This is a genomic window from Streptomyces venetus, assembly GCF_039540295.1.
GTDB classification, from domain to species: Bacteria; Actinomycetota; Actinomycetes; order Streptomycetales; family Streptomycetaceae; genus Streptomyces; species Streptomyces venetus.
This window is the reverse complement of sequence record NZ_BAABET010000010.1, coordinates 156,696-173,039: the sequence shown is the minus strand read 5'-3', so window position 1 is coordinate 173,039 and position 16,344 is coordinate 156,696. Positions and strand designations below refer to the sequence as shown.

General features: G+C 70.4%; 14 protein-coding genes and 1 pseudogene. 9 read left to right on the top strand and 6 right to left on the bottom strand.

All coding sequences use genetic code 11. From position 1 onward, the window contains the following. Position 1: 1 nt before the first annotated feature. Positions 2 to 832, bottom strand: coding sequence for a DUF1684 domain-containing protein (locus ABEA82_RS30030; RefSeq protein WP_345664839.1), 831 nt, complete (start codon positions 830 to 832; stop codon positions 2 to 4). A gap of 439 nt (positions 833 to 1,271) precedes the next feature. Between ABEA82_RS30030 and ABEA82_RS30025 the strand changes: the two genes are divergently transcribed. Both ABEA82_RS30025 and ABEA82_RS30020 read left to right on the top strand, forming a co-directional pair. Then, positions 1,272 to 2,513 carry a vanadium-dependent haloperoxidase gene (locus tag ABEA82_RS30025; protein ID WP_345664838.1) on the top strand — a complete coding sequence of 414 codons (1,242 nt, stop codon included), beginning with the start codon at positions 1,272 to 1,274 and terminating at the stop codon, positions 2,511 to 2,513. Between the two features lie 254 nt (positions 2,514 to 2,767). Beyond that, the gene (locus tag ABEA82_RS30020; protein WP_345664837.1) at positions 2,768 to 4,753 is read left to right on the top strand and encodes a glycosyltransferase family 2 protein; all 1,986 of its coding nucleotides are present in this window, start codon (positions 2,768 to 2,770) and stop codon (positions 4,751 to 4,753) included. A gap of 3 nt (positions 4,754 to 4,756) precedes the next feature. Here ABEA82_RS30020 and ABEA82_RS30015 read toward each other — a convergent pair. Then, positions 4,757 to 4,846: pseudogene (locus tag ABEA82_RS30015) on the bottom strand (NAD(P)-binding domain-containing protein); the annotation flags it as partial. Positions 4,847 to 4,953: 107 nt separating this feature from the next. Then, on the bottom strand, positions 4,954 to 5,667 hold the full coding sequence (locus ABEA82_RS30010) for a restriction endonuclease (protein WP_345664836.1): 714 nt from the start codon (positions 5,665 to 5,667) through the stop codon (positions 4,954 to 4,956). Between the two features lie 211 nt (positions 5,668 to 5,878). On the opposite strand from ABEA82_RS30010, the gene ABEA82_RS30005 reads away from it, so the two are divergent. The 4 genes from ABEA82_RS30005 to ABEA82_RS29990 all read left to right on the top strand — a co-directional run bounded on the left by ABEA82_RS30005 (position 5,879) and on the right by ABEA82_RS29990 (position 10,114). Continuing rightward, positions 5,879 to 6,724 (top strand): RNA polymerase sigma factor SigF, encoded by an 846-nt coding sequence (locus ABEA82_RS30005; protein ID WP_345664835.1) that lies wholly within the window; start codon positions 5,879 to 5,881, stop codon positions 6,722 to 6,724. A 93-nt stretch (positions 6,725 to 6,817) separates the two neighbouring features. Beyond that, the gene (locus ABEA82_RS30000) at positions 6,818 to 7,309 is read left to right on the top strand and encodes a hemerythrin domain-containing protein (protein WP_345664834.1); all 492 of its coding nucleotides are present in this window, start codon (positions 6,818 to 6,820) and stop codon (positions 7,307 to 7,309) included. A 556-nt stretch (positions 7,310 to 7,865) separates the two neighbouring features. Beyond that, the gene (locus ABEA82_RS29995) at positions 7,866 to 8,501 is read left to right on the top strand and encodes a TetR/AcrR family transcriptional regulator (protein WP_345664833.1); all 636 of its coding nucleotides are present in this window, start codon (positions 7,866 to 7,868) and stop codon (positions 8,499 to 8,501) included. A 296-nt stretch (positions 8,502 to 8,797) separates the two neighbouring features. Then, positions 8,798 to 10,114 carry an MFS transporter gene (locus ABEA82_RS29990; RefSeq protein WP_345664832.1) on the top strand — a complete coding sequence of 439 codons (1,317 nt, stop codon included), beginning with the start codon at positions 8,798 to 8,800 and terminating at the stop codon, positions 10,112 to 10,114. A 66-nt stretch (positions 10,115 to 10,180) separates the two neighbouring features. On the opposite strand, the gene ABEA82_RS29985 is transcribed toward ABEA82_RS29990, so the two are convergent. After that, positions 10,181 to 10,921 carry an SDR family oxidoreductase gene (locus ABEA82_RS29985; RefSeq protein WP_345664831.1) on the bottom strand — a complete coding sequence of 247 codons (741 nt, stop codon included), beginning with the start codon at positions 10,919 to 10,921 and terminating at the stop codon, positions 10,181 to 10,183. Positions 10,922 to 11,022: 101 nt separating this feature from the next. Then, a complete protein-coding gene (locus ABEA82_RS29980) occupies positions 11,023 to 12,063 on the bottom strand; it encodes an NAD(P)-dependent alcohol dehydrogenase (RefSeq protein ID WP_345664830.1) in 1,041 nt (346 codons plus the stop codon). 93 nt (positions 12,064 to 12,156) lie between these two features. Between ABEA82_RS29980 and ABEA82_RS29975 the strand changes: the two genes are divergently transcribed. Beyond that, complete coding sequence (locus ABEA82_RS29975) at positions 12,157 to 12,960, top strand: SDR family NAD(P)-dependent oxidoreductase (RefSeq protein ID WP_345664829.1); 804 nt, start codon at positions 12,157 to 12,159, stop codon at positions 12,958 to 12,960. Between the two features lie 109 nt (positions 12,961 to 13,069). Further along, positions 13,070 to 14,224 (top strand): acyl-CoA dehydrogenase family protein, encoded by a 1,155-nt coding sequence (locus tag ABEA82_RS29970; RefSeq protein ID WP_345664828.1) that lies wholly within the window; start codon positions 13,070 to 13,072, stop codon positions 14,222 to 14,224. A 300-nt stretch (positions 14,225 to 14,524) separates the two neighbouring features. Here ABEA82_RS29970 and ABEA82_RS29965 read toward each other — a convergent pair whose 3' ends face one another. Next, a complete protein-coding gene (locus ABEA82_RS29965; protein ID WP_345664827.1) occupies positions 14,525 to 15,388 on the bottom strand; it encodes a 3-hydroxybutyryl-CoA dehydrogenase in 864 nt (287 codons plus the stop codon). A gap of 167 nt (positions 15,389 to 15,555) precedes the next feature. Between ABEA82_RS29965 and ABEA82_RS29960 the strand changes: the two genes are divergently transcribed. Beyond that, a complete protein-coding gene (locus ABEA82_RS29960; protein WP_345664826.1) occupies positions 15,556 to 16,344 on the top strand; it encodes an enoyl-CoA hydratase/isomerase family protein in 789 nt (262 codons plus the stop codon).

The following is a 16,344-nucleotide window of genomic DNA, read 5'->3' as shown; positions in this document are numbered from 1 at the left end:
CTCACTGTGCGGTCGGCTGCCGCTCGTGCGGGATCTGCTCACCGGCCTCGATCGCGACCGGCAGCCGGTTCTCGGTGGGCGGCAGCGGGCAGGTCGCGAAGTCGGTGTAGGCGCACGGAAGGTTGGTGGCACGGTTGAAGTCCAGCACCACGGTGCCGTCGGGTCCGGGCGCGTCGATCTGCAGGGCGCGATTGGCCGCGTACGTGGTCACGCCGGAGGTCGCGTCGGTGAACAGCACCATGAGGCCGCCAGGGGTGTTTCCGTCGAACGCGGTCAGGCCCAGCGTCCGGCCGTCGATCCGGAACCGGATCCTGCCGGGTGCGTCGTAGACGTGCTGAAGTCCCTCGGCGACGGCACCCACGGTGGTCGGCCGCGGTTCCGGGAAGGGCGTGTACGTGCCGGTGACCACCCAGCGCGGGTCGGGCGTGTACGCGGGTGTCCCGGTGAACTCGGTACGCAGCGGATGGTCCGGGTGCCGTGGCCGGATCACGTCGTGGCCACCGCGCTTGGCGATCTCGATCACGGCAGCGCCCCAGACGGCGGTGACGCCACCACGTTCCGGGATGACACCGAAGGCGTGCCGTCCGTGCACCGCGGTGCCGTCGACGACGAGTTCCTCCCCCTCGCCGAGCACCACGACGACGCCCTCGTCGCCCGTCGACCAGGTGCCGGGCGCGTCGGGGAAGCGCTGGGGGGCGGTGGCGAGCCAGTGCAGGCCCGTGACGGCAAGGAATCCGTGTGCATGGGCGAGGGTGGAATCCCTGCGCTGATGCCATGCCTCCCATTCGGTGGCAAAGGTGTCGATGCCGGTGGGCGAGTCCTGGACAGTCATGTGTGCTCCTGCGGAATTCGGCACTGATATCGGGGGGCATAGCGGGCGGCGGTTTCGCGGACGCCGGCAGCGGTCAGTGTGATGCGGTGGAGAGAACGCAGGTCAGAAGCCGGAGCGAGGCGTCAGCTCTCGGCGGAACAACACGTGGTGGTGACACGCCCGTAGTCGACGTGGCGGCGGATCACGAGCACGGTCATGGGGCCAGGTAACCACACGCGGGGCGCAACGCACCAGATCGGTTCATCGCCTCGATATGCGTGCGCGAAGCCCGGACGTAACGGCCGCATGGCATTCGCACGAAAGCATTGTTGCCGGCCCGGCCCGGCGAAACGGATTGCCCTGAACATTCTTTGACGCGTCGTTGGGCCGAAGCGATCCCGCTACCGAACGGCGCCAGGGCATCGGCCCGCGGACTTTCACCGAAACCGAAGGAGAAAGCGTGAGTTCGACCAGAACCCACTCCACCCTCGTCGTCCTGGGCGCGGCGGCGTTGCTGACCGCGTCCGCCGCTGTGCCTCAGGCCTCAGCGGCCGGCCGCACGTCCACAACCCTCACCTGGTACGACGCCACGGCCGAGAACATCGCGACGGCCGGTGCGTCGGCCCAGGTCACCAACAGCCGCACCTGGGCCATCAGCTGGCTCGCCGCCGCCCGCGCCACCCGGAGCGTGCCTGCCGGCGTCGATCGCGGCACGTACCAGGACGCGGCGCTCGCCGCGGCCGTGCACCGTGCCCTGGTGACGCTGGTCCCGAGCCGTACGGAGCAACTCGACGCGACCTTCGAGCAGACCCTCGACGCGATCCCCGACGGGACGGCGGAGGAGAGCGGCGTCACGGCGGGGGAGCGGCAGGCGGACCTCGTCCTCGCGTCGCGGGAGGGCGACGGCCTCGACCCCACCTCGGTCAACGCGCCGTATCCCGTGCGGCCCGCCGCCCCGGGCGTCTGGCAGCCGACGCCCCCCGCCTACGCCCCGGCGGCGCAGTACGGCAACCGGCTCGCCAAGCCCTTCCTGCTGAAGTCGCCGAGCCAGTTCCGGCTCGGCCCGCCACCCGCCCTGAACTCCGGGCGCTACGCCGCCGACCTCGCGGAGGTGCGGGCGTACGGCGCCGCGGACAGCACCGCGCGCACCGCCCACCAGACCGAGACGGCCACCTTCTGGCTGGGCTCCTCCCTCACCCTCTACACCGAGCCGCTGCGCGTGGCCCTCACACGCACGAACCAGGGCACCGCCGGGCAGGCACGGCTCGTCGCACTCTTCCACGTGGCGCTCGTGGACACGCAGATCGCCACCTCCGACAGCAAGTACGCCTACGAACGCTGGCGTCCCGTCACCGCGATCCGCACCGGCAGCATCGACCCCGACCCCGACTGGACGCCACTGCACGCCACCCCCGCGCATCCGGACTACCCCAGCGGCCACAACACCTACTCGGGCGCCGCGGAGACCGTGCTGTCGGCACTCTCCGGGCCGCGCACCGCGCCGTTCCGCCTGACCAGCCCCACCGCGCCCGGGGTCACCCGGACGTACACGACCTGGAAGCAGCTCTCGGACGAGAACGTCGACGCCCGGGTCTATTCCGGCATCCACACGCGGTCGGCCGACGAAGCAGGGATCACGCTCGGCACGGACACGGCACGCTACGTCCTGCGGAACGAGAAGAACCTCTTCGCTCCGCGCTGACCCCGCTACGCGAACGCCCTGTGCCCGGCAGGACGGCCGACACACCCCCGAACGGGTGCTTCGGACACTCCGACGGCGTATGAGGACGCCTCACGCGGGGCGGTCGGGGCCAGGCCGAAGCTCCATGGAGATGAGCGTGACAAGCCGCCGACCGCCTTCGTCACCGGGACCCGGACGACCACGCGCCGGCGGCTCCCGTCGGGAAGCGGCCTGTCTCCCTCAGCCGCGTCCAGTCCCACGGCCCGGGAGTCCTCATGCTCCGTACGAATCCGCCCCGCGTCAGCGTGATCATCCCCGCGTACAACTCCATGCCGGAACTGACGAAGTGCGTCACCTCCGTCATGGAGCAGACGCTCGGTCTGGACAAGATCGAGATCATCGCGGTCGACGACGGGTCGACCGACGGCACCGGGGACGAGCTGGACCGGCTCGCCCACACCTGCGCCGCTCTGCGTGTCGTCCACCAGGCCAACAGCGGAGGAGCCGGCGGCCCACGCAACACCGGCCTGGACATGGCCGACGGCGAGTACGTCTTCTTCCTCGACTCCGACGACTACCTGGGCCCGGACGCCCTGCGCCGCATGGTCGCGATGGCGGACGAGAACCTCACGGACGTGGTCCTCGGCAAGATGGTGTCCGTGGGCGGACGAGCCGTACCGACGGCCGTCTTCTCCCACAACCAGCCCCGTACGGACATCTTCTCCTCCCACGCCTACCGCACCCTGGGCTGCTGGAAGCTGTTCCGACGCTCGCTGATCGAGCGACTGGAGCTGAGGTTCCCGCCGTACCGCAACTGCGAGGACAAGCCGTTCACCGCCGCTGCCTTCCTCAACGCCGACGGCATCTCCGTGGTCGCCGACTACGACTGCTACTACTCACGCAACCGCGAGAACGGCAACAACCTCACCCTCACCGCCGCCGACCTCGTCCACCGCATGGACGGCACCCGGCTGTGCTTCGAGACGGTCGCCCGCTACCTGGAACCCGGCCCGCGACGGGACCGGATCATGCGCCGCCATGTGGAGTGGGAGCTGTGCGGCCCCCTGCGCGCCCTGCTGCCCAAGGAGAGCGAACAGCGAGCCCGCGAGTTCTTCTACCCGCAGTTCCGGCACTGGGCACGGAGCTACGCGACCGACGGGGTCTTCCAGCAGCTCACCCCGCCGGACCGCCTGATCGTCCACCTCCTGCGCGCGGACCGCTACGAGGACCTCATGACCGTGGTCCGGAACGCCAAGGAGGACGCGGCGCGCGGCAACATCGTCGACAAGGGCCGCGTCTACTGGTGTCACCCCTTCTTCCGGGACCCCGTGAAGGCGGTCCCGGACGTCTGCTTCGACGTCACCGACCGGCTCCCGGTCCACCATGAACTGGACGAAGCCGCGTGGACGGGCGAGGGCGGTGTGCTCCGGCTCGCAGGCCACGCCCGGATCGAGTCCGTCGGCGCCCTCGAACCCGAGAGCCGACTGATCCTGCGCCCGCGCGGGTTCGAGCACCCTGACATCCGCATCCCCGTGGCCGCTGACGAGACAAGCGGTTTCACCGCCGACATGGACCTGAGCACCGTGGACTCCGGCGCACCCCTCGGCCCCGGCGTATGGGACCTCTACCTGGACGTGCGCGCCAGGGGAGTCAGCCGGACCGTCCGGCTCCGGCAGGCCCGGACGGACCCGAGCGGCAAGCGAACGGCTCCGCCGAAGCGCGAGGTGGTCACAGTCCCTCGGCCCGGGCACGAGCCCACCACCGCCCGTCCCTTCTTCACTCCGCACGGGAACGTCTCCCTGGAGATCCGGCTGACCGAGGACGAGCCGCCTTGTCAGGTGACCGGCATCGCCTGGGACACCTCCGTCCCCGCCACCCTCATCGTCACCGGACGCCTGACCGACGGGCCGTCACGCCACCCCAGGCCGACCTCCCTGCGCGCCGAAACCGACTCCGGCGCGGTGCGCGAGGTGCCCCTGCTCTACGCACAGGACGGCAGGCACACCGGCTTCACCGCCCGCCTGCCGGTCAGGGAATTGCCCCCAGCACACTGGACACTGACCCTCCGCACCGACGAGCCGAGCCGCCGGATCCCCGTCCCTCCCACGAAGGGACTGACCGGCACCCACTGGTTCCGCGTCTCCCGACTCGGCCGCCCCTACTACGCCAAACCGCTCCCACGCGGCTCGAAGGGCGCCTTGGTGCTGCGCGTCGCGCCGGTCAGACTGACGGTGGCCCTTCGCCGCCGGCTCGGTCGATGACGGTGAACCGAGGAGCACGTCGTGCCCTGCGGCGCTCCAGCCGTGAGCCAGTGCCCGGGCGACGTTGCCGGTGCCAAGTAGTCCTAAGCGCATGAGGGGACGCTAACCACCGTCGGGCCTCGGCGAATCGGACCCGGGGACCGGGTGGACCGGCACCATGTACCTAGGCCACCCGGCCCCTGGTCACCCGCCGCTCACTGTCACCGCCAGGGCTCAGGACCGGTGCCGTCCGTCCATGCCTGGAGGCCTTCCCGGTCCACGCACACGATCCCGCACTGCTCGGCGTACTCCACCGCCGGTTCGGTGAAGTGGCTCGTGGTGACCAGCACGGCGACATCGGCCTCGTGGACGGTGAAGCACGTGCCGCCGAAGCGCTGGAGGTCCTGCGAGCCGACCCGGTGGGCGTCGCCGTAGTGCTTGCACTGGAGGACGACCCGGCGCCCGTCCGGGGTCACGGCCAGGACGTCGGCGCCCAGGTCCCCGGCCCCTCCCACGATGTCGACCGCGGAGCAACCGTCGCGTTCGCAGAGGGCACCTATCGCCTCCTCGAACTCCTCCGGCGTCAGAGCGTCGTAACCACCCGCGACGTCAGCGGACACGCGCTGACGCGGGATCGAGAGGGCCTCCAGCTCGTCGGCCGCCTCCCTCGCCGCCTCGTCGAGCGCTGCCGCGGCCCGGCGTGCAGCCCTCATCACGTGCAACCGGCGCCGCAGCCCCAGGAGGCTCGCCACGCCCACGACGACCAGGACGAACACCCAGGCGGGACGACGCTCGACGGAGCCCGCCACCATGCGCACGGCGAATCCGACGACGCTCACGACCACGGCCAGAAAGACGAAGAACAGGGTGGTCGAACGAAGGTCGAACCGGCGCCGGCGGTTCGCAGGTGGCGTACGGAGCGTAGGTGCGGTCACGACATGCCCCTCCTCGTGGGACCGACAGCAAGATCACGTCCACCGTGTGCCCAAGATCAGGATCTTCATCGTCGTGAGCTCGGCGAAGACTCGTCCCGGACCTGATCCGAAGTGCGGGCATGGAAGCTGGACCAGGGGGTATCCGCGCGGGCGGCGCCTGCTGCACCCTGCTGGCAGCGGCGGTCGGCTTCGACGGCGGGAGGGGTTTGTCATGGCACTCATGAACGGAACGGCGGCGGAAACACAGACGTGCGAGTTGCCGGCGGTCGCCGATCCCGCGCACATCGCGCCGAAGGACGCCCGCGAACTGTCCAGGCAGTTCTTCGACCGGCTCGCGGTGCTGGAGGAAGGCACGCCGGAGTACCAGTACGCGCGGAACACGCTGATCGAGATGAACATGTCCCTGGTCCGGTTCGCGGCCGGCCGGTTCCGCAGCCGAGGGCCCGAGGAGATGGAGGACATCGTCCAGGTCGGCATGATCGGCCTGATCAAGGCGATAGACCGGTTCGATCTCTCCCGGGAGGCGGAGTTCACCTCCTTCGCCGTGCCCTACATCGTGGGGGAGATCAAGCGCTTCTTCCGCGACACCACCTGGGCCGTGCACGTGCCCCGCCGGCTCCAGGAAGCCCGCGTCCAGCTCGCCCGCGCCACGGAGGAACTGCGCAGTCGTCTGGGCCGTACACCGACGGTGAAGGAGCTGTCGGAGCTGATGAGCCTTCCCGAGCAGGAGGTGCGCGAGGCCCGCATCGCCGCGAACGGCTACAACTCCTCCTCGCTCGACGCCACCATCAGCGGCAGCGACGACGGCGAAGCGGCGCTGCAGGACTTCATCGGTGCCGAGGACCAGGCTCTGGAGCTGGTGGAGGACTTCCACGCCCTGGCGCCGCTGATCGCCGAACTCGACGAGCGGGACCGACACATCATCCGCATGCGGTTCGTGGAGGAACTCACCCAGGCCCAGATCGGCGAACGTCTGGGCGTCTCGCAGATGCAGGTCTCCCGGCTGCTGTCGCGCACCCTCGCCCGGCTGCGGGAAGGCATGCTCGCCGATCACTGAGAGGGCGCCCGAGCGTGCCGAACCGGGATCACTGAACATCGCGGTCGGGGGTATTCGGTTCCGGCAAGGTTCCTTCGCACGGAAGTGATGCCCATGGCCGAGACACGGGACGTAGTCGAGCTCATTCTCCAGGATCACAGAAAGATGGAGGATCTCTTCCGTCTGATGCGCAGCGTCGAAGCCGACCGGGCAGCAGCTCTCTCGGAGTTCGCCGATCTGCTGATCGCACACGCGCTGGCGGAGGAGGCGAAGGTGTACCCCGCCCTCAAGCGCTACAAGAAGATCGACGACGACGAGGTCGAGCACGGCGAGGAGGAGCACGAAGAGGGCAACAAGGCTCTTCTTGAACTCCTGGAGGTCGACGAGGTCGGCTCCGACGAGTGGGACACGAAGCTGGAAGAGCTCGTGGAGGCCGTCACCCACCACGCCGACGAGGAGGAGCGCACCATCCTCAACGGTGCGCGCGAGAACGTCGCCATGGACCGCAGGGAAGAGCTCGGCGAGGCGTTTCTCGCAGAGCGGGAGCGTCAGCTGAAGTCGGGCTGCGGCTCCGTGGACAACGTGCGCCGTATCGTCGGCGCCTGACGCGTATCGTCGCCACGCTCCCGCAGCGTCCCCTCCCCACGGCCGCTTCGTGCCCGGCGAGGTGGCGCGTGGGGCGGCGATCTCGCTGGGCGGGGTGCGGGCCCTGTTCGAGTTCCGGATGCTGCTGGAGCCGGAGGCGGTCGCCTCGGTCGCGACGTCGGGCGCGGCGCGTGAGGAACTCCCGACGCCGTTCCGGGTTCCGTCCTCACGGGCGCCCTGGTATCGGTCGCCGAAGAAAAGCCACGCGCCGAAGACGCCCAGGGCGGCCAGTACGACGGCGGCCCGACGCCCACGCTGTGCCCTCCACCGGCGCAACAGGGTGATCAGCGCCATGAAGCACGGCACGGCGTCGACGCAGGCCAGGCCACACGCACGGCTCCCGCGGCAGGAAGCGAGCACGGCTGAGGAACACAGACCGGGCCGGTGGCGTTCCCCGGCCGTCGGCACGCGGCACTCCCGGGAGGGGTGCGACCTCGGATGGCTTACCGTGAGCTGGGCGGAGAGGATGGCGGCAAGCGGCTACACGGCGCCGGCCGGTGGACAAGGCAGGGGAAGCGTGACGACACAGCGCGGCAATCAGTCGGCGGTGGCCGCCCGGGGCCGTACGGCGGCCGGCCGGGCTCCGGGGCCGCGTGCGGTGGAGATCCGGAACGCCGCCCTCGTGCTGTTCGCCGAGCGAGGGTACGCCGCCACCACGATGGCCGACATCGGCGAAGCGGTGGGGATGCGTGGGCCGAGTCTGTACAAGCACGTGGGGTCCAAGCAGGAACTGCTCACCCAGATCATGACGGGCACGATGGACGACCTGCTGCGCAACCACCGCGCTGCCGTCACGGGATGTGAGGACGTGGTGGAGCGGTTGCGCCGGGCCGCCGAGGCTCATGTCCGCTACCACGCCCGGCATCGCCTCGAAGCGTTCGTGGGGACCCGGGAGATCCGCAGCCTGGAGGAGCCCCACCGTACGGAGGTCCTCCAGCGGCGTGCCGCGTACGAGCAGGCCTTCCGGACGTTGCTCGGCGAAGGCGTGCAGGCCGGGCGCTTCAGCGTCACCACGGTGAAGCTGACCTCCTACGCGATCCTGGATCTCGGGATGGGCGTACCGGTCTGGTACCACGAGGACGGTGACCTGACGGAAGATCAGGTCGTGTACCAGTACGGCGACTTCGCCATGCGTCTGGCCGGCGCGCGCTGACTCGACGGAGAGTTCCGTTCGAGCGAAGCACACTCGGTGTGAACCGAATCCGGTTCAAAGTCGTGGACGGTCATGCCGTGTCGCAGTAGTGACCGTGCCCTGCGGCGCGTCGGCGACCCGAGCGGTGCGGCCTCTCGCAGTCGCCGCAGGTCAAACGCCTGGCACGCTCAGGCTCCGGTCCGGCCCTCTGTCCCGCGCCAAGAAAGTCCACGCACCGGACTAGCTGTACTGAGTTCAGTTCTGTAGCGTCCCCGGCGTCGGCAGGTACGGGACGTGCCGGGAAGGAGAGCCGGAGCATGAGTGCCACTCAGAGTTCCGCCACATCAGGGGCCCAGTCGGCGGCGTACGAACCTCGTACGGTGCGCCGCGCGATGCTCGCCGGCAGCCTCGGCACCCTGATCGAGTACTACGACTTCAGCGTCTACGGCTATCTCGCCGTGGTGATCGCGCCGCAGTTCTTCCCGAGCGAGGAGCCGGCGGCCGCGCTCCTGGCGACGCTCGCGGTGTTCGCCACCGGGCTGGTGGTGCGGCCGATCGGCGGTGTGTTCTTCGGATGGCTCGGCGACCGATGGGGGCGCCGCAAGGCACTGGTCTCCTCGGTGCTGTGCATGGGAGTCGCCAGCAGTGCCACCGGGCTGCTGCCGACCTACAGCCAGATCGGCGTGACCGCCGCGGTGCTGCTCCTTCTGTGCCGATTGATGCAGGGCATCTCCACGGGGGGCGAGTCGGTCGGCGCCTACACCTACATCTACGAGTCGGCCCCGCCCCGGCGCAGGGCCTTCCTCGGTGCCGTCACGCCCATCGGGTCCAACCTCGGGTTCATGTTCGCGGCCGCCACGGCCGGGGTGATCTCCGCGATCGCCACGAAGGACCAGATGGCCGACTGGGGCTGGCGGCTGCCGTTCCTCATGGCCGTGCCGCTCACCCTGTTCTGCCTGTGGGCCCGGCTGCGGATCGAGGACACCCCCGAATTCGAGGAGGCCGCACGGCGCGCCGACATCCCCACCGCTCCGATCCGGGAGGTCCTGGCCACGCACCGCGCGGCGCTGCTGCAGTCCATCGGCCTGTCCATGGCGCAGGGCGGCGCCATCTTCCTCGGCCTGACGTACATCGGCATCCACCTCACCACCGACCTGGGTTACGACCCCACGCAGGTGCTCTGGCTGAGCGCGGGTGTCGTGCTCGTCACCGTGCTGCTCATGGTGCCGGCCGGCTGGCTCGCCGCCCGGTTCGGCTCCCGCCGCATCCTGCTGGCGGGGTTGCTGGGATTCCTGCTGACCGCCTACCCCGCGATGATGCTGATGGACCGGCACAACCTGGCTCTGGCCGGCGCCGCTTATCTGCTGTTCATGCTGAGCAGCGCGTTCGTGCAGGTCCCGGCGGCCAGTCTGTGGCCGCACCTGTTCGATCGACGGGTCCGGTTCACCGGAATGGCGATCGGTTACAACATCGGCACCGTCCTGGCGGGCGGTACCGCCCCCTACATCGCGGCCTTCCTGGTCCAGCGGACCGGGAACCAGCTCTCCCCGGCGTTCTTCGTCATGACGGTCTGCGTGATCGGGCTCGGGGCCCTGCTCACGGTCCGCAAGGACGTGGGCGCGAAGACGGTCTGAGACGTCCGACGCGGTGACCGCCGGCGCCAGGAGCCCGGCGGTCACCGCGACGCGCTGCCCCGCTGTCTAGCCGCGGGCGTGACCGACGTGGCCGATCGTCTGGCCGCCGTCCACCAGGAACTCCCCGCCCGTGGTGTACGAGGCGTCGTCGCCGGCGAGGAAGAGCACCATGCGCGTGACCTCCTCGGGCTCCCCGATGCGCGGCACCGGCTGGTCGGCGAAGAGCGCGGGGGCGGCGCTGTCCCCCATGGTGGTGCGGATGACGCCCGGGTGTACGGAGTTGACGCGCACCCCGGTGCCCGCCATGTCCAGTGCGGCTGCCTTCGTCATTCCCCGGATCCCCCACTTGCTCGTCACGTAGCCGATGCCGTCGGCGAAGCCCATGAGGCCGGCGGCCGAGGAGATGTTGACGACCGCCCCGCGGCCGCGGCGGCGCATGCCGGGCAGAACGGTGTGCATGCCCAGGAAGGTGCCGACCACGTTGACGTCGAGGATCCGGCGGAAGTGCTCGGGCGACTGCTCTTCCACGCCGCCGAAGTGAACGATCCCCGCGTTGTTGACCAGGACGTCCACGGGACCGAGGGTGTCCTCGACGGTGCGGACGACGGACTGCCACGCCTCTTCGTCGGTCACGTCGAGGTGGTGGTACCGCGCGCCGGCGAGACTTTCGGCCAGGGCCTTCCCCTCGTCGTCCAGCAGATCGCAGACGGCGACCCGGGCGCCCTCCGCGGCCAGCCCGCGTGCATGTGAGGCGCCCATGCCCCGGGCCCCGCCGGTGACGAGGGCGACTTTTCCGTCGAAGCGCATCCTGAACTTCCCTTCCGCGTATGCGTGATGCCCGAGCCTGGTCGGCCGGATCCGCCCCTGGCCGGGCAGGGCTGCTCCTGGCCTGTCGGGGCTGCGCCTGGTCAGTCGGGGACGAGTACGGCCCGCCCGCGCACCCGGCCCTGGCGAAGCCGGGCGATAGCCTCCGGCGCGGCGGACAGCGGGAAGTACTCCGTCTCGACGTGGATCGCCCCCGAGCGGGCCAGCGCGACGACCTCGGCGAGTTCCGGGCGCGTACCCCAGAAGGGCAGGGAGAGCCTGAAGCCCGGCGGGAGAACACCCGGCTTGGAGACGGCCAGACGCCCCCCTCCACTGCCCACCACGGCGAGTTCGCCCCCCGGCCGCAGGACACCGACTGCGAGTTCCAGCGTCTGCGTGGTGCCGACGAAGTCGAGCACGGCGTCCACCCCCGCGCCACCGGTCCGTGCCTTCAGGACAGGGGCGGTGTCCGCCCGCACCAGAGTGCCGAAGTCCGCGCCGGAGCGGTCCGCGAGAGCCAGAGCGTCCTCCCTGACGTCGACCGCCAGTACGCGGCTCCCGGTGGTCGCGCGAAGGATCTGCACGGCCAGGTGGCCCAGTCCTCCGACGCCGATGACGGCGGTGGTGCTGCCCTTCCCGAGTGCGTGCCGGAGTCCGGTCACGGCGTGGTAGGACGTCAGACCCGCGTCCGAGAGCGGAGCCGCCTGATCGGCGGGCAGGTCGTCGATCGGCACCAGATGGCGGGCGGACGGGACGAGCACGTACTCGGCCATTCCGCCGTCCCGGCCCAGTCCCGCCCCGTGCCAGGCGAGGGTGTCGCGCCGGTCGCAGTAGTTGTCCCGGCCCGCGTCACACCGGTCACAGGTGCCACAGCCCCACGGCCCGTAGAGCACCACGCGGTCACCGGCCCGCACCCCGTCGGTGTCGGGCCCCAGGGCGGCGATCCGCCCGGCGACCTCGTGGCCGAGCGTGAACGGGAGCCGATAGGGGAGAGCCCCCGCGGCCGCTCCCATGACGTGCAGGTCGGAGTGGCACAGGCCGGTGGCTTCGACCCGCACGAGGACCTCGGCGCCCCGGGGGACGGGCCGCTCGACCTCGGCCAGTGCCGGGGGCTCGCCCCACGCCGTGAGCCGCAATGCCCTCATCTTCACCGTCCCAGGTCTTGTCAGTCCCGCAGCCGTCACGGTAACAGAGATGAAGTCAGTTCAATATGGCCAGTGCGGTGAAGGGAGATCGTCTTGACCGGGACGGACGGGCGGACGGACAGGTTCGCGGGCAAGGTCGCGATGGTGACGGGCGCCGGCTCCGGGATGGGTGCGGCAGCCGCCCGGAAGCTCGCGGCGGAGGGGGCACGGGCCGTCGTCCTGGTGGACCTGAACGGCGACGGGGCCGAGGCTGTCGCGAAGGAGCTGCCCGCCGCTCGCGCGGTCGCGCTCGACGTGGCGGATGCGGCTCAGGTCGACGGCGCGGTCCAGGACGTACTGCGGCGGCACGGGCGGCTCGACATTCTGGTGCACGCGGCCGGGGTCGACGACCCCGAGGCAAAGGCACGTATCGCGGACGCCTTGGTCGAGGGGCGGCCGGTCGAGGTGACCGGTTCTCTCGACGACACCGCCTGGCGGCGCGTCATGCGGGCGAACCTGGACGGCACGTTCCATGTGCTGCGTGCAGCGGTGCGGGCCATGCGCCCCTTCGAGGCCGGGGCGATCGTGGTGATCGGCTCGTCCTCGGCCTTCGACACGCCCGTCGGCTATCCCCACTACGCCGCCTCCAAAGCCGCCGTGCACGCGCTGAGCCAGGCCGTGGCCAAAGAGGTCATCGCGTCCGGGATCCGGGTGAACGTGGTGGCCCCGGGGCCGACGGAGACGGGGATGGCCGCACGCACGCCCGAGGTGCTGCGTGCCGGTTTCGCCGACCCGAGGGTGCGCCCGTACGCCACCGCCGAGGAGATCGCCGACATCGCGCTCTTCCTGGCGAGCGAGGCCGCGGCGAATCTGGTCGGCGCGGTGCTGCTCGCCAACGGCGGCCGGTTCACCGTCTGAGCGGAACCGGCTCGCGCGCAGGTCTTGCCCGTCCGGAGCCCTGCATCTACGGTGAATGAATTGAGTTCAGTTCTTGTATGGGCGACGTACGAGCACGATGGAGACCTCCATGCACCGTCGGCACCCCGAGATCGACCCCCAGTCGCTGTCCGAAACAGACGAACAGCGGCAACTGCGGGCCGTGCTGCGGGACTTCTACAGCGAGACAAGTGGTCCCGAGGACGTCCGCAAGCATCTGGCCACCCAGCGTGGACACGACGAGCAGCTCTGGGCACGGCTCGCGGGGGAGATCGGGGTCCACGGGCTGGCCGTTCCCGAGGAGTACGGCGGGGCGGGCTTCACCTTCGCCGAACTGGCGGTAGCTCTGCAGGAAGCCGGGCGCGCCCTGTACTGCGCGCCGCTGCTGCCCACCGTGGTCCTCGCCGCTCATGCCCTGCTGTACAGCGGCGACCGCATGGCGTGCGAGCGCTATCTGCCGCGGATCGCCGACGGCACGCTCACCGCGACCGTGGCCGGGTTCGACGCCGGGGGATCCGACGAGCCCGAGGTCACGGCGGAGCGGGCTGGGTCCGGCTGGGTGCTGCGCGGCCGGGCGGACTTCGTGCTCGACGGGGCCGGCGCCGATCTTGTTCTGGTACGGGCGCAGACTCCGACCGGACCGGAGCTGTTCGTCTGTGAGTCCTCGCCGGACACCACACGGCGGACTCCGCGCCGCGTGCTGGACGAGACGCGCCGCCAGGCGCTGCTGGAGTTCCGAGGGGCACCGGCCATCACGGTGGGCACGACGGGCGGAGCCGAGGCCACCGTCGCGGCGACGCTCGACACCGGGCGGGCCGCGCTGGCGGCCGAGCAGGTCGGTGGGAGCGGACACGCACTGGACGCCATCGTCGAATTCGTCGGACAGCGCCACCAGTTCGGGCGGCCCATCGGTTCCTTCCAGGCCGTCAAGCACCGCTTGGCCGACGTGCTGGTCGCTCTGGAAGCGGCACGCTCCGCGTCCTCCTACGCGACGGCCTGCGCCGCCGCCCGCTCGCCGCACCTGCCGGTGGCCGCCTGTGCCGCCGCCGTGGTCTGCTCGGAGACCTTCCGTCTGGCGACGGCCGAGTACGTCCAATTGCACGGCGGCATCGGTTTCACCTGGGAGCATCCGGCCCACCTGTACGTGCGCCGTGCGCGCGGGGCCGAGGTCCTCTTCGGTACGACGGACCGGCACCGGGGCCGGCTCGCCGAACTCATCGGCCTCACCTCTGGCTCCGCCGCCTGACGAGGCCGGGCAGCCGACGAGGGACGGATGTCGAAGGCCGCAGTTGCATGGTGCCGTCGCCGCGCACGCCGCTCGCCGGTCTCACCCTCCGCAACCACCCCGTCGCACCGCCGCCGCTCCCACGAGACCGCTGCCCACCGACGGTGGCCGGCCCAGGGCAGCGCCGGCATGCGTCCTGGTCACCGTCGGTGAATGCGCAGCTCGTCGCCCCGACGCGCTGCCGCCAAGGCCGCCGAAGGCCTTGGCCGTACGGGCCGCGAGGCCGCTGTGACGCTCGTGCGTGGGCGGTGACCGGCCTGGTCAGCCGTCGTACACATGGAAACCACGGCCACTCTTGCGGCCGAGGCGGCCCGCGGCCACCATGCGCCGCAGCAGCGGGGGAGCGTCGTACAGCGGTTCCTTGAACTCCTCGTACATCGACTCGGCGACGGCCTGGGCCGTGTCCAGGCCGATCAGGTCGAGCAGCCGCAGCGGACCCATGGGATGGGCGCAGCCGAGCTCCATGCCGCTGTCGATGTCCTCCACGCGCGCCGCCCCGGACTCGACCATGCGGATCGCGGCGAGCAGATACGGCACCAGCAGCGCGTTGACCACGAAGCCGGAGCGGTCGGGCGCCTGGACGACCGTCCTGCCCAACTGCTCGGCCGCGAAGGCGCGGGCGCGGGCCAGGGTGTCGGCGCCGGTGGTGAGAGCGGGGATCACCTCGACCAGCTTCTGCACCGGCACGGGATTGAAGAAGTGCAGGCCCACGACATGGGAGGCCCGGCCGGTGGCCACGGCGAGATCGACGACCGGGATCGAGGACGTGTTGGTGGCGAGGACGGCCTCCGGGTCCGAGACGACCTTGTCCAGCTGACGGAAGACCTCCAGCTTCACCTGCCGGTTCTCGGCGACGGCCTCGACGACGAACTGCCGGTCGGCCAGCCTCCCGAGGGCGTGCGTGAAGGAGAGCCGGGCCAGGGCCCGGTCCCGGTCGGTCGCGGTGAGTTTGCCGCGACGTACGCCGCGGTCGAGGGACGCGGTGACGCGGTCGCGGCCGGCGACGGCCAGGTCGGGGCTCGATTCGGCGACGGTCACATCGAGACCGCGCAGTGCGGCCACCTCGGCGATGCCGGAGCCCATGAGCCCGCAGCCGACGACGCCGAGACGGGAGATGCCGGACATGGTGGTCCTTCCTGAGAGCGGTCGTGAGCCTCAGTCATTTGAACCGAAGCGGGTCCGCGCATCAAGAGCTGAATCGGATTCGGTTTGGTTTGATCGGAAGGGTTGACAGCTGTCCGTGACCCTCCCAGACTCGTAGTGAATTCAGTTCAGTTTGGAGGGGTTGGAAGATGGCAGTGGAAGACGAGATCCAGTTCGAGCGTGACGGCCACGTCGCCCGTGTGTGGCTCAACCGCCCGTGGAAGAAGAACTGTGTCACCGTGCCGATCCTGGACCGGCTCGACGAGATCATCACGGAGGTCGACGAGGACCCCGAGCTGCGGGTTCTGGTGGTGCGCGGCCGCGGCGGCACCTTCTGCTCCGGCTTCGACCTCGACAGCCTGAAGGCGGAGTACGTCGGCAAGTCGAACGCGATCGACGTGGCGGTGAAGTCCGCGAAGGTGTGCGACCGCCTCTACTCGATGAAGACCCCCTCGGTCGCGGTCCTGGAGGGCCATGTCACCGCCGGCGGCTTCGAGATCATGATCTCCTGCGACTTCGCCATCTCCGCGGACGACGCCAAGATCGGCGACTTCCACATCCGCCGCGCACTCTTCGGCGGAGCCGGGCCGATCTACCGGGTGCCGCGCATGATCGGCATCCGCAAGACCAAGGAGCTGATGCTCACCGGCAAGCTCCTCTCCGGTGTCGAGGCCGCCGAGTTCGGACTGATCAACAAGTCCGCGCCGGCGGACAAGCTGGACGCGACGGTCGAGGACTTCATCGGTGACCTCGTCGACAAGAGCCCCTTCACCATGTGGCTCACGAAGATGACGATCGACCGCAGCCTGGACGCCGACACCCAGTCGCTGATGGTGATGGAACACCTCGCCGTGGGCGTGGCCCTCAACTCCGAGGACGCCAGCGAAGGCGTGTCGGCATTCCTGGAGAAGCGCGAACCCAAGTGGCAGGGGCGCTGA

Coding starts and splice junctions, on each gene's coding strand:
- ABEA82_RS30030 (WP_345664839.1), bottom strand. CDS start 832: ATGACTGTCCAGGACTCGCCCACCGGCATCGACACCTTTGCCACCGAA.
- ABEA82_RS29965 (WP_345664827.1), bottom strand. CDS start 15,388: ATGTCCGGCATCTCCCGTCTCGGCGTCGTCGGCTGCGGGCTCATGGGC.
- ABEA82_RS29990 (WP_345664832.1), top strand. CDS start 8,798: ATGAGTGCCACTCAGAGTTCCGCCACATCAGGGGCCCAGTCGGCGGCG.
- ABEA82_RS29985 (WP_345664831.1), bottom strand. CDS start 10,921: ATGCGCTTCGACGGAAAAGTCGCCCTCGTCACCGGCGGGGCCCGGGGC.
- ABEA82_RS30020 (WP_345664837.1), top strand. CDS start 2,768: ATGCTCCGTACGAATCCGCCCCGCGTCAGCGTGATCATCCCCGCGTAC.
- ABEA82_RS29980 (WP_345664830.1), bottom strand. CDS start 12,063: ATGAGGGCATTGCGGCTCACGGCGTGGGGCGAGCCCCCGGCACTGGCC.
- ABEA82_RS29960 (WP_345664826.1), top strand. CDS start 15,556: ATGGCAGTGGAAGACGAGATCCAGTTCGAGCGTGACGGCCACGTCGCC.
- ABEA82_RS29970 (WP_345664828.1), top strand. CDS start 13,070: ATGCACCGTCGGCACCCCGAGATCGACCCCCAGTCGCTGTCCGAAACA.
- ABEA82_RS30000 (WP_345664834.1), top strand. CDS start 6,818: ATGGCCGAGACACGGGACGTAGTCGAGCTCATTCTCCAGGATCACAGA.
- ABEA82_RS30005 (WP_345664835.1), top strand. CDS start 5,879: ATGGCACTCATGAACGGAACGGCGGCGGAAACACAGACGTGCGAGTTG.